The 11,858-nt window shown below is 65.9% G+C and carries 12 protein-coding genes; all 12 read left to right on the top strand.

All coding sequences use genetic code 11. The annotated features are described in order from the left end of the window. Window positions 1-6 precede the first annotated feature (6 nt). The 12 genes from IB242_RS05100 to IB242_RS05045 all read left to right on the top strand — a co-directional run bounded on the left by IB242_RS05100 (window position 7) and on the right by IB242_RS05045 (window position 11,814). Window positions 7-567, top strand: coding sequence for a DUF2857 domain-containing protein (locus IB242_RS05100; protein WP_021205172.1), 561 nt, complete (start codon window positions 7-9; stop codon window positions 565-567). A 3-nt stretch (window positions 568-570) separates the two neighbouring features. Further along, window positions 571-1,833: an STY4528 family pathogenicity island replication protein gene (locus IB242_RS05095; RefSeq protein ID WP_192276448.1), complete on the top strand. Its 1,263-nt coding sequence runs from the start codon at window positions 571-573 to the stop codon at window positions 1,831-1,833. Between the two features lie 315 nt (window positions 1,834-2,148). Then, window positions 2,149-2,931: a PFL_4669 family integrating conjugative element protein gene (locus tag IB242_RS05090; RefSeq protein WP_192276446.1), complete on the top strand. Its 783-nt coding sequence runs from the start codon at window positions 2,149-2,151 to the stop codon at window positions 2,929-2,931. Beyond that, entirely contained in the window at window positions 2,928-3,455 is a 528-nt protein-coding gene (locus IB242_RS05085; protein ID WP_192276443.1) for a DUF3158 family protein, read from the top strand. The genes IB242_RS05090 and IB242_RS05085 overlap by 4 nt, the downstream gene beginning before the upstream one ends. A 73-nt stretch (window positions 3,456-3,528) precedes the next feature. Next, window positions 3,529-3,981, top strand: coding sequence for a single-stranded DNA-binding protein (locus IB242_RS05080; protein WP_192276441.1), 453 nt, complete (start codon window positions 3,529-3,531; stop codon window positions 3,979-3,981). A gap of 268 nt (window positions 3,982-4,249) precedes the next feature. After that, window positions 4,250-6,262, top strand: coding sequence for a DNA topoisomerase III (locus IB242_RS05075; protein ID WP_192276439.1), 2,013 nt, complete (start codon window positions 4,250-4,252; stop codon window positions 6,260-6,262). Between the two features lie 536 nt (window positions 6,263-6,798). Beyond that, entirely contained in the window at window positions 6,799-8,409 is a 1,611-nt protein-coding gene (locus tag IB242_RS05070; protein WP_192276437.1) for a DNA cytosine methyltransferase, read from the top strand. A gap of 242 nt (window positions 8,410-8,651) precedes the next feature. Next, window positions 8,652-9,200 carry a hypothetical protein gene (locus tag IB242_RS05065; protein WP_192276434.1) on the top strand — a complete coding sequence of 183 codons (549 nt, stop codon included), beginning with the start codon at window positions 8,652-8,654 and terminating at the stop codon, window positions 9,198-9,200. 339 nt (window positions 9,201-9,539) lie between these two features. Beyond that, on the top strand, window positions 9,540-9,752 hold the full coding sequence (locus IB242_RS05060; protein ID WP_192276432.1) for a hypothetical protein: 213 nt from the start codon (window positions 9,540-9,542) through the stop codon (window positions 9,750-9,752). Window positions 9,753-9,774: 22 nt separating this feature from the next. After that, window positions 9,775-10,167, top strand: a complete 393-nt coding sequence (locus IB242_RS05055; protein ID WP_192276430.1) for a hypothetical protein — start codon at window positions 9,775-9,777, stop codon at window positions 10,165-10,167. A 143-nt stretch (window positions 10,168-10,310) separates the two neighbouring features. After that, a complete protein-coding gene (locus IB242_RS05050) occupies window positions 10,311-10,997 on the top strand; it encodes a hypothetical protein (RefSeq protein ID WP_192276428.1) in 687 nt (228 codons plus the stop codon). Window positions 10,998-11,076: 79 nt separating this feature from the next. After that, a complete protein-coding gene (locus IB242_RS05045) occupies window positions 11,077-11,814 on the top strand; it encodes an ABC transporter substrate-binding protein (protein WP_192276426.1) in 738 nt (245 codons plus the stop codon). Window positions 11,815-11,858: the final 44 nt, after the last annotated feature.

The raw sequence follows: 11,858 nt of genomic DNA, 5'->3' as shown, positions 1-11,858 counted from the left end.
ACCAGCATGTCCGCCCCGCACCCGCTCAATCAAGCCGTCATCGCGCAGGCGCTCTACGACCTGCGCAACGGCCAATTGCGCCGCTGCAAAGCCATGGGTTTCAGCGAGGCCGAGTTGGATGCGCTCAAGCATCCCGCCATGGTGAGCGTGCTGGCCAACGCCAATGTCTCGTGGTGTTCCGTGTCCGTGAACCGCGAGGTGCTCCGGCGTCTGCTCTCGCAGGCGCAGGACGTGGAGAAGGAAATAGCGACCGTCGATCGCATGTTGCGCCTGGGGGCCAGCACGGAGATGGTCAGTCGCTTCTACGGCTTGACCCATCAGGAAGTCGCCCTGCGCCGTGAGGTGCTGGGCCTGCCCAAGCGCAAGGGGCGCCACCCTGTCCTGGACGAGAAGCAGGACGTCGAACTGTGGCGGCGCTGGAAAGCCATCACCAGCAGCAGGAATGTGGACCTGGAGGACGAGACCTCGATTCTCGACGCGGCCATGGACCTCGCCGAAGGCATGGATTTGCCGCTGTCGGTGGTCTGGGCCGCGATCAAGTCGTGGGTCGATCAGGGACTGGGTTGAGCCATGGCCGTGGACGACACCGCACCACGCCATGGCCCCGTCGCACTCGCTGACCTGTTCGACGCGGCGCTGAAAGACCTTGCGCCCAGGCCCAGCCCGCCCACGCCCACTCCCACGCCTATACCTGCGACGTCACCTACGACACCGGCTGCGTCAGGCGATGCGTTCCTCTTCAGCGGCAACCGGCATGAAACCGTACCGCGGCGGCTGTTCCTCGATCGCCGCCTGACGCCGCTGGAGCGCAACGCCTGGCAGGTGTTCCGGCTGATGCTCAACGACGACGGCGTGACCGCATTCCCCACCTATGAGCAGTTGCGGCCCTGGCTGGCCTCGATGCCCTGCGCCGGGCAGGCCTCGCACGAAACCGTGGCGCGAGCCCTGACGCTGCTGCGGCTGACCCGATGGCTGAGCCTGGTGCGGCGACGGCGCGACGCCAAGACCGGCCGCATCCTCGGCAACCTCTATGTCCTGCACGACGAGCCGCTGACCCCCTTTGAAGCGATGCAGCTCGACCCGGACTACCTGCAGCTCGTCAGCCAGGCGCTCGGCCACTCGGCCAAAGCCGTGCAGATCGTGGGCCTGCACACCCTCAAGGAAATCGGCGAAGACCCGATGCTGGCCGGGCGCACCCTACCGTCGAGGCTGCAAGTCCTGGCCGAGCGCCTCGCCAGCCAGGGCATCATGGCAACCGAAAGTTATCCACAAGAGGACGCGACTCACGAATCCGAAGAAGGGCCGACGAGCCTTCTTCGGAATCCTGACGACCCCACTTCGGAATCCGAAGCAGGGTCGAAACCCGCGCCAGACGCCTCTCTTCGGAATCCGAAGCGGGCCCGTACAGTACGTAGTAGTCGTATTAATGAAGTACGTACTACCGCGCAGGCACAGGCGCAGGCGCGCGCGCTGGGCGACCTGCAATGGCCCAAACGCTTCGCGGAACTGAAGGCGGAGCAGCAGACAGGTGGGCGGGTGGCATTGCAGCAGGTCGATGCCGCGCTGAGGCAGGCCGTGCTGGACGAATGGGCTGCACGATGCAGCAGTCATGGCATCCGCAATCCTGCGGGGTATCTGTTCGGCATCATCCAGCGGGCCATCCATGGCGAGTTCAACGCCTGGGCCAAGAAAGACGCGCCATCGGCACACGCTCCGCCGAATGAGCGGCCACCACCAGCACCGCCGCCATCCCAGCCGCAGGGCAAGCCGGTGCCGCCAGAAGTCGCCAGGCAGCACATCGAGCGGCTGCGCAAGCTGCTCGCCAGCAAGTGAGCGGGCCTGCAAGGCGGTGAAGTGGATGCCAGTGGCTTCCAGTAGAGCTATCCCCAGGGGATAGTTCCACTGACGGCTACACGTCGAACCGCTGCACGCCAAGCCCCGATCGCCTGCGGCGGGATCGACATTGTCCGGGCTGAGCCGGGCGCGCAGCGTTCCTTGGCTCTCCATGGCGCTATCCCCAGGGGATAGCTCGCGACGCATTCGACCGCCGCGCCCTGAACCGGGGACGGGCGGGTTTCGGTTTGTTGACTGACTGCCTTCCGCCACCTGCCGAAGCTGTCCGCTCTTTTCCAACAACGAGCGGACACCATGGCAACCACCAACGAACCCCTGCAACTGAATCTCGGCTCCTTGCGCAGCGCGATGTCGCTGACGCTGCACACGCACCACGCCTCGCGCATCTGGCACGGCCGCGCCGCCGCCGAGGGGCGACCGGGCATCGTCGGCCTGAACGGCTACATCGCCCAGATGAACAAGATGCGGCGCGGCTCGGAGCAGGACGACCCGTACAGCGACTTCTGGATGCTGCGCATCGAGGACAAGCTCGACCAGACGAAGGCCACGCTGCAATCGCTGCGCGAGCAGGTGGACCAGGCCCTGGCGAGCGTGCCGCCGGCACTCACCCTGGGCGAAAACCTCAACGTGCAGCCCGTCAAGCTGCCGCTGTTCGTCAATGCACAGCTCGGCTTTGCCGCCGTGTATCTGCTGGCCGACTACGACGACATCGCCCGCAAGCTGATCCTCGCGCACCACACCGCGCTCATCGACCGCAGCACCCTGGAGCGCTGGCTCAACGAGGGTGCCCATGCGTTGCGCAGCCTGTTCTCGCTGGCCCAGCAGTACCGCTACTCGGGCTGCACCCGCGACGACTTCGCTTCCAAGAATGCGGCAGCGCGGGCGGCGCTGGAGAAGTACGGCGAGTTGCCGCAGGACGTGCTGGAGGGCACGCGCCGCTCGAATTTCGCGCCGCCGATCGTGCGCCGTGGCCTGCAGCAGCGCGGTGACGGTCCTGCCGCAGCCGCATCGCCCAGCGACGAGGCCACCACCACCGAGGCACCCGAGGCCACCGCGGGCGAGGACGCGCAGGCATGAGCGACCCGAACCGCGACACCCGCTACTTCCGCCCGCTGCAACAGACCGCCTTCATGCGGCTGGAACACGCAGGCTCTCAAAAAGGCCTTTTAAGGCCTTTTAAGGGTAAAGGGGACTTGGAGGCCTGGGCCAGCCAGTGCTTCGCCATGCGCGACGAGTTGATTGGCTTGGCGCAGCGACAGGTGCTGCAACAGGCCCTCGGGCATCCCTTCCACCTGCTGCCCATCGAACTGGCCCAGCAGACCACTGGCGCAGGCACGGTGTTTTTGCGCTGGCGCAAGCACGACAGGTCAGCCATGGGCGTGGCCCTGTGGCAAGAGCTGATGGCGAGCACCAGCACGCCGGTCAACCTGCTGGCCGACCTGCACGCGATCGAGCTTCAGCGCATCACGCTGAACATGCAGATCAGCCTGTTGCACACCTTGGGCAGGCAGGCCCAGGAGTGCGCCAGCAAGGCCGCCGAGGCGGAAGACGCCTACCTGCGCCGGCTCAAGTCCACACCGCCCACCCTGCGCGATCGGTAATCGCGCGGGGTACTCCAGCACGCGCCCGCCGCCAACCAGGTGCGGGTATTTCAACCACCACGGAGATTGCAACATGAGCACGCATTTTTCTGGCGAAGGCAACATCGGTTCGCCCCCCGAGTACCGGGAGTTCCCCAACGGCAACGACGAGCCCAGCCGCCTTCTGCGCCTGAACGTCTATTTCGACAACCCCATTCCCAAGAAGGATGGCACCTTCGAGGATCGCGGCGGCTTCTGGGCGCCGGTGGAAATCTGGCACCGCGACGCCGCGCACTGGAAGGACCTGTACCAGAAAGGCATGCGTGTGCTGGTCGTCGGCCGCATGGAACGCGAACCCTGGACGGACAACGAGGATCAGCCGCGCGAGACCTGGCAGATCAACGCGCGCAGCGTCGGCATCCTGCCGTTCCGCATCGAGTCCGTGACCCTCAGCCCCAGGCAGCAGGAGACCGCGCAGGACGTGCAGCCGAAGCCCCAGGCCGCCCAGGAACCGACCGCGCCGAAGGAGCCGAAGCGCAGGAAGTGACCCGGCATGGGGCGACGGCAGTCGTTCGTCGCCCCATGCCCTCGCGAGCTATCCCCAGGGGATAGCTCCATCAACGTCCACCGGCGTCCACGCGCGCCCGAAAACCGCGGCTCCCGAACCGCACACCCCCGGCCGCACGCCACTCCCGTCCCCGCCATCCCGTGAAAGTGGTCGCCACCGCATGCGGCTTGTTTGCTGCTGCCCCTGGTGGTGCTCGGCATCCTCGATTCCAGCAACTCAATGAACCACGGAAATCGGATGGACGGACATGCGGCTGTTCTTGTGCGAGAAGCCATCGCAAGGCAAAGACATTGGTCGAATCCTCGGCGCGACGCAGCGCGGTGAAGGCTGTCTCAGCGGCTCCGGCGTCACCGTCACCTGGTGCATCGGCCATCTCGTAGAAGCGGCAGCCCCCGAGGTCTATGACGCGGCGCTCAAACGCTGGTCGCTGGAGCAGTTGCCCATCGTTCCCCAGCAGTGGCGGGTCGAGGTCAAACCGAAGACCGCCACGCAATTCAAGGTCGTCAAGGCGCTTCTGGCGAAGGCGACCCATCTGGTCATCGCCACCGATGCCGACCGCGAGGGCGAGTTGATCGCCCGCGAGATCATCGAACTGTGCGGCTACCGCGGCCCCATCGAGCGGCTATGGCTGTCGGCGCTCAACGATGCGTCGATCCGCGCCGCGCTCGGCAAGCTGCGGCCGTCTTCCGACACGCTGCCGATGTACTACTCGGCGCTGGCGCGCTCACGCGCCGACTGGCTCGTGGGCATGAACCTCAGCCGGTTGTTCACCGTGCTGGGCCGGCAGGCAGGTTACGACGGCGTGCTGTCGGTCGGGCGCGTCCAGACGCCGACGCTCAAACTCGTCGTGGACCGCGACCGCGAGATCGCGGCCTTCAAGTCGGTGCCGTTCTGGGCCATCGACGTGTCCCTTTCCGCAGGTGAACAGGTTTTCAGCGCGCAGTGGGTTCCGCCCGATGGCTGCACCGATGACGCCGGCCGCTGCCTGCAGCAGCCGGTGGCCCAGCAGGCCGCGCAGCAGATCCGCGCTGCGGGCAGCGCCCAGGTGGCATCGGTCGAAACCGAGCGCGTGCGCGAAGGCCCGCCGCTGCTGTTCGACCTGGGCACCTTGCAGGAGGTTTGTTCCAAGCAGCTTGGGCTGGACGTGCAGGAGACCCTGGAGATTGCCCAGGCCCTGTACGAGACTCACAAGGCCACCACATACCCGCGTTCGGATTCCGGCTACCTGCCCGAAAGCATGTTCGCCGAGGTGCCCACGGTCCTGGACAGCTTGCTCAAGACCGATCCCTCGCTGCGCTCGATCATGGGCCAGCTCGACCGCTCGCAGCGCTCTCGCGCCTGGAACGATGGCAAGGTCACGGCGCACCACGGCATCATCCCAACGCTCGAACCCGCGAACCTCTCTGCGATGAGCGAGAAGGAGTTGGCGGTGTACCGGCTGATCCGCGCGCACTACCTGGCGCAGTTCCTGCCGCATCACGAGTTCGACCGCACTGTCGCCGAGTTCTCCTGCGGCCAGCAGAAGCTGGCGGCCATCGGAAAGCAGGTGGTCGTCAAGGGCTGGCGCCTGGTGCTGGCCGAGCCGCAAGCGGACGAGGACGGCGATGCCGCCGCGCGTAGCCAGGTGCTGCCCGCGCTGCGCGAAGGTCTGGCATGCCAGGTGGCCGAGGTTGAGATCAAGGCGCTCAAGACGCTGCCGCCCAAGCCCTACACCCAGGGCGAACTGGTCAAGTCGATGAAAGGCGTGGCGCGCTTCGTGACCGACCCGCGCCTGAAACAGAAGTTGAAGGACACGACGGGCATCGGCACCGAAGCCACGCGCGCCAACATCATCACCGGCCTGCTGACGCGGGGCTATCTCGTGAAGAAAGGACGCTCCATCCGCGCATCGGATGCGGCCTTCACGTTGATCGACGCTGTGCCCTCGGCGATTGCCGACCCCGGGACCACCGCCGTGTGGGAGCAGGCGCTCGACATGATCGAGGCGGGACAGTTCACCCTGGACGTGTTCATCGGCAAGCAGGCGAGTTGGGTTTCGCAACTGATCGCGCAGTACGGCAGCACCTCGCTGTCCATCAAGGTTCCCCAGGGACCCGCTTGCCCGCAGTGCGGCGCACCCACGCGCCAGCGCACCGGAAAGACCGGCCCCTTCTGGTCGTGCAGTCGCTACCCCGACTGCAAAGGTACGCTGCCGGTCGAAACCGGCGCGTCCAAGCGCGGTGCCTCGCGCCCGCGCAGTAGCGGCCGCAAGGGCTCCTGACCGACCCCGCTCCCCGAGAGCCGTGCCCGCCATCGGCGGCGTGGCCCATGTCCCGCACGCCCTGCGGGACGCCCAGCGCGCAACGCCTTCTCCTGTCCGTGTGCGCGTCCCGCCCGGCCGCCCCCGGCCGCGGGACCTGAAGGTAGCTTCTCCGCGAACCATGTCCGGGGTTTCCCGGCGCGTTCTGCTGATCTGAACTTTTCCGCCTCTGCGAAGGGTCCCCCGATGGCTTGCGAGCCCGCGAGCCACCCGGAGACCCTTCGCGGTCAGCGGTATTCGATGCCGTGCCCAACGGCGAAAAACTGGGCTCCTTTTGTGCGCGGATGTGCGCCAGAAGATGCCGGCGCCAACCACGACATGCGCCGGGTGCGATTGCTGATGAGCAGACGGTTCTAGCGACGACCGGGCCTGCACCAGCCCACGGGTGGTTCTGTCCTCCCGAGCCGGAGGCCGCAAGGCCTTCGGCACCTTTCTCCTGCCGATCAACGTCCCGGCCCAGCCACACGGTCCAGGGCCACACGAACAGGAGACCCGACATGAACCCGCAACCTCGCACCCCACGCGGTGCGCCCCAGGCCGCGCCACTGCTGTACGGCAGCGTGTGCAGCGGCATCGAGGCCGCGAGCCTCGCCTGGCAACCCCTCGGCCTCGAAGCCGCGTGGTTCGCCGAAATCGAGCCGTTCCCGAGCGCCGTGCTCGCCCACCGTTACCCCCACGTGCCCAACCTGGGCGACATGACCGCGATCGCCCGCCAGGTGCGCGCGGGCACCGTGCCGGCGCCCGACATCCTGGTCGGCGGCACGCCGTGCCAGTCGTTCAGCGTGGCCGGTGCGCGCCGTGGGCTGGATGACCCGCGCGGTGCCTTGACCCTTGCCTATGTGGAGCTTGCCAATGCCATCGACCAAACCCGCCATCAAGACCGCCGCCCGGCGGCCACGCTCGTCTGGGAAAACGTCCCCGGCGTCCTCAACGACCGCAGCAATGCCTTCGGGCATTTCCTGGGGGCATTGGCCGGAGAAAACCGTGCGCTCCAGCCGCCAGGGGATCGGTGGGCGCACGCTGGTTGTGTGTCTGGACCCCGCCGCCGCATCGCCTGGCGCGTGCTCGACGCTCAATATTTCGGTGTCGCCCAACGCCGCAAGCGCGTGTTTCTTGTGGCAAGTGGTGGAGATGACCTCGATCCCGCAGAAGTACTTTTTGAGCCCGACGGCCTGCGCGGGGATTCTTCGCCGGGCTGCTCGCCGTGGCAAGACGCTTCCCGCACTGCTGGACATGGCGCTGCAGCAGCAGGCGGCTACGCCGGACTGAAGCAGCCCTATGGCAAGGTCACCATCACGTTCGGGTTCGGCGGTGGCAATACCGCAGGTCCCATCGACGTGGCCGCCTGCCTGACCGCCGCGCCCGGTCCGAAGAATGACTTTGAGGTCGAGACCTTCCTCGCGCAGTCCGTTGCAGGCAACATCACCCACACGCTCAGCACCGCCAATGGAGGCAAGGGCAGCAGCGAAGACGGCACCGGCAAGGGTGTTCCGATCATCGCCTTCACCGCCCAGGGCAGCGGCGCGGATGCGATGGAAAACCAAGCACCGACGCTGCGCGCTGGTGGGCACCGCAACAGTCACGCGAATGCGGGTGTGGTGCCAGCCGTCGCTTTCGCACAAAACTCCCGTGGCGAACTGCGGCTCGAATCCGGTCACGGCCAGCTTGCCGGAACGCTTTCCACGGGCGGCGGCAAGCCGGGCCAGGGCCGGCCCATGGTGCTGAGCGCGGCGCTGCGCGGCCGCGCCGAAGAACTGGCCTTGGAACTGGGCGGCAACGTAGCGACCGCACTGCGCACCAGCGGCGGCGGCGCGGACAAGCCCCATGTGCTGACCCCCGACTTCGAGGCGCATTTCCGCTACGAATGGAACGAACCTGGTTCCGGCGACTGGTCGCACTGGCGCGTGCGGCGGCTGATGCCAGTTGAGTGCGAGCGGCTGCAAGGCATGCCCGACGACTACACGCTGATCCCGTACCGCGGCAAGCCAGCCGCCGACGCTCCACGCTACAAGGCAATCGGCAACTCCATGGCCGTCCCGTGCATGGCATGGCTGGGGCAGCGGCTCGTGCAGTGCCTGCACAAGACGGGCTCGACCGCTTCGGATTGATCGGCGACGCAGCCTGCGGGCCGCGCCATTCTCCCCCCTGCATTGCCGGCGTATCGGCAGCAGCCCGCAGCCAGGGTGTCAAGGCTGCCGCGGGTTCCACCCGCGCCACCCGCCAGTTCGCCTCGGCATCTCACCGGCGAACGCTGCCCACCGGGGCACCGATGCCTCTTTCTCCAACCCACGGGATGGCCGCCACGTCCCGTCAGGGGCATGTCGCCACCCGGTCGATTTCAGGACTTCCCATGGACAACATCACCAAGCAAGACCGCATCACGCTGAAGAACCTCAAGGTGGCAGATTTCGCCAGCGAGGAGACGCTGTGCTTCAGCGCCACCGTCGTGTTCGACGGCACTCCCATCGCCGAGGCCCGCAACGATGGCCACGGCGGCTCGACGTTCCTCCAAGCGCTCAACGGCAAGGCTGCGCTTCTGACGCAGGCCGAAGCCTTCGCCAAGGGCTTGCCGCCTGCGCCGATCGACCTCGGCCAGGAGGGCGAAGACCCTCACTACATCGACATGACGCTCGACTTCCTGGTCGATGAACTGGCCGATGCCATGCACGCGGAACGCAAGGTGCGATCCGCGTTCAACCGCGACATCGGCAACAAAGTGCTGTTCATCAAGGACGGCAAGCTGAAGTTCCTCAAGGGCATCAAGCTCAAGGCCATCGCCGACCGCAAGGCGTACTTCGCTTCGCTGCGCGCCCGGCAGGCCCAGCCCATCGTCATCCTGGCCGAGCTTCCTCCAGAGCAGGCATTCGACCTGTGGAAGCAGCATGTCCTGGGCGACTAGCCCGACTGATCCAGTACCGACGCACCCTCTTGACAGCCCCGCACTCGATGCGGGGCTTCTTTTTCTATGCGCGCATCAATCGGGGCTGGGCCGGATGCCGATATCCAACTGACGCGGCGCGGCCCGAGCACGAAGCTGCCCGCATGTTCGCTGATTCGTCAGCACATGCCAGCAGCCAGGGTTCCAGGCTGCCGCGGGTCTCTCCCGCGTTGCCCACCAGTCCGCATCGCATCAATTCCGCGGACGCGCGTCCTCGTGACGTCGATGCCTTTTATCAACCGCGTGCGGGAGCTGCCATCCCGTGAGGGACGAGGCCCCGCTTTTCCAAGGAGCCCGTCCATGTCCCAGCAAGCCTCTTTCGGCCAATTGGCCTCGACCTACTGCGGCAAGTTCCTGCCGCTCGAAGTCCTGCAAAGCGCCGCCGGCCACTACATCGGCACGCGCGATACCGAAGGCCCCGTTTCGCGGGAATCCCGCGAGTACTTCCGCAGCTATGCCGCGGCTGAACGTGCCCTCGAAAGAGGCGGCTGGTCCCAGCTCGCCGTTCCTTGATCCAAACTGGAGGAATCACGTCATGAATCAGCTACTGCCGCGGGAAGTCGTCGATCAGATCATGCGGGAAGAACAGCATTTCGCCGCCGCGCCCCAAGCCTTTTTCGAGGCATGGAAGCGCGGCGTCGAGATTGCTGGCCCCGAGTGGTTCGGCGACGGCACCCGTGTAGGTCTGAACCAGGCCAAGAGCAAGTGGGATCTGCGTCCCAACATGCTGCGGCTCAACGACGCCCTCGGCGTCCTGAGCAGCGGCGAACGCATGTTCCTGTCCGCCATGGTCAGCTTCTACAACGCGCGTGAGGGCGGTGCCATGCTCAAGCGCTGCCACTTCCACGGGCTGTCGGACTTCGACGGTCTCGACCTGCAACGCCGCAAAGTCATCGCCGACCTGCTCGTGAACTACAACGGTTGGTGAGCCGGTCTCCGGCACACCACTGTTTTTCGTTCCCCCCTAGAGGGACATGCGCCCACAAGGCCATGTCCCTCAATTTCTTCTCCATCACCCTGCGGATGCCAATGTCCGCATGGGCTGGCTCCGCTTTCTCGAAAGGAGCCACCATGGCGAACAACTACTACGAAGGCACGGGCGTTCTCGTGCTGGAGCATGTAACCCCCGTCATCAAGGCGCTGTTCGGCGCCTTCGCGCTGGACGAAGGCCATCCCGGCAACGGGCAGGCCTACATCGCTCAGATCGCCGAGACCAATGATCCGCGCTGGACGGACGTGCTGGACGGCCTGGAAGGCCTGGCCACACAACTCGGCATCCCCATGCCCGACGACGAAGAGTTGTCGATTCCACCTCTGCTCGAACGGCTGGCCGCGCACTTCGGTGCCGAGCAGGACGGGGAGCTGGAAAACCTGATCGAACATCACAAGTTCGAGGGCAGCGCCGACCTGGACGCCTTGCTTCTGATCGCCTCCTGCTTCGATGACGGCCATTGCCTGACCGCCATCCAGTTCGAGGGCTGCTGGTACTGCAGCAAGCCGAGGCTGTTCGAGTTCGGCGGCAACGGCTGCTACCTGAGCCGCGAGGTTCAGGTCTTCAGAACGTCCTCGCAGGCGCTCCAACTCGGCGACCAACTGCGCAAGACCATTCTGGCCGCCGACATCGAAGAGGCCTCGGCATTGATCGCGCTCGAAGCCGCCAACCTGCTCGCAGGCATCAACGACGAGCAGTTCCGCCTGAATGTGCACCATCGCGTTGCCGAACGACTGGCCCAGATGCCAACGATCAGCGCCGCCTGACGCATTTTCCATTTTCAACCCACCGGGTCCAATTCCCGGTGGGGGGAATTGGCTCCATTATTCAATCTGGAGAGTTCCCATGTCCCAGAAACCCAATCCCTTTCTCCGTGGCTACTGGAATCTGAAAATCGTCCGCACGCTGTGCATCAGCTACGAGGACGGAAGCCCGCATGTCTGGCGCAACATCCACGCGAGCCAGCAACACCTCTCCGACGAGGAACTGGTTTCATCGTCCTGCATCGTCGCCAACGATTTCGCCGTGGTCAGCGATGGCCGCGAAGCCGTGAACGCCGAGGTACTAGCCGAATGCGATGCCGGTGAAGGCGTCAGCGGCGAAGGTGTGATCGGTGCTGTGGTCTATGCCATCCATGGCGAGGACTTCGACGGCCGCCCAGTCCACGTCGGTGACGCCTATTCGGCCGAGGCCGCGCGGGAAGTGGTGCAGCGCCTGAGTTTCGAGACCGGCTACTACAGCCGGTGCTGGGAGATCAGCCGTGAGCACATCACGGTCGATACCTGGCACTACCTCGCCAACTTGGCGGACCTCGCCACGCCGGAGGCCATGCTGTTCATCGCCTTCCGTGTGCCGTACAGCCCGGCGATCGGCGTCAAGCTGATCTCCACCCCCTGGACGGACAAGAACCTGGAGCACGCCGAGGGCATCACCGCCGAGCAGCTTCGACAGGAGCACCAGAACAAGGGCATGCCGGACGACCTGGCGAACATCCTTGAACTGGCTGGCCAGGCCGATGTACGCATCCTCATCCTCGATGCCGACGCACCCGCGCTGCTGGGCCTGCCGCTGGCCGGGCCCTAGCAGCCGCGCGACACGCCAGTCTTCCTCTTTGTCCTGTCATGCCA

The sequence above is a fragment of the Xanthomonas sp. XNM01 genome, assembly GCF_014851915.1.
Lineage (GTDB): Bacteria > Pseudomonadota > Gammaproteobacteria > Xanthomonadales > Xanthomonadaceae > Pseudoxanthomonas.
Note: the sequence above shows the minus strand (reverse complement) of the source record. Positions and strands in the feature narration are given on the sequence as shown.

Bases quoted from the DNA above. Each gene is read 5' to 3' on its own strand.
- IB242_RS05100 (WP_021205172.1), top strand. From the start codon at position 7: ATGTCCGCCCCGCACCCGCTCAATCAAGCCGTCATCGCGCAGGCGCTC.
- IB242_RS05095 (WP_192276448.1), top strand. From the start codon at position 571: ATGGCCGTGGACGACACCGCACCACGCCATGGCCCCGTCGCACTCGCT.
- IB242_RS05090 (WP_192276446.1), top strand. From the start codon at position 2,149: ATGGCAACCACCAACGAACCCCTGCAACTGAATCTCGGCTCCTTGCGC.
- IB242_RS05085 (WP_192276443.1), top strand. From the start codon at position 2,928: ATGAGCGACCCGAACCGCGACACCCGCTACTTCCGCCCGCTGCAACAG.
- IB242_RS05080 (WP_192276441.1), top strand. From the start codon at position 3,529: ATGAGCACGCATTTTTCTGGCGAAGGCAACATCGGTTCGCCCCCCGAG.
- IB242_RS05075 (WP_192276439.1), top strand. From the start codon at position 4,250: ATGCGGCTGTTCTTGTGCGAGAAGCCATCGCAAGGCAAAGACATTGGT.
- IB242_RS05070 (WP_192276437.1), top strand. From the start codon at position 6,799: ATGAACCCGCAACCTCGCACCCCACGCGGTGCGCCCCAGGCCGCGCCA.
- IB242_RS05065 (WP_192276434.1), top strand. From the start codon at position 8,652: ATGGACAACATCACCAAGCAAGACCGCATCACGCTGAAGAACCTCAAG.
- IB242_RS05060 (WP_192276432.1), top strand. From the start codon at position 9,540: ATGTCCCAGCAAGCCTCTTTCGGCCAATTGGCCTCGACCTACTGCGGC.
- IB242_RS05055 (WP_192276430.1), top strand. From the start codon at position 9,775: ATGAATCAGCTACTGCCGCGGGAAGTCGTCGATCAGATCATGCGGGAA.
- IB242_RS05050 (WP_192276428.1), top strand. From the start codon at position 10,311: ATGGCGAACAACTACTACGAAGGCACGGGCGTTCTCGTGCTGGAGCAT.
- IB242_RS05045 (WP_192276426.1), top strand. From the start codon at position 11,077: ATGTCCCAGAAACCCAATCCCTTTCTCCGTGGCTACTGGAATCTGAAA.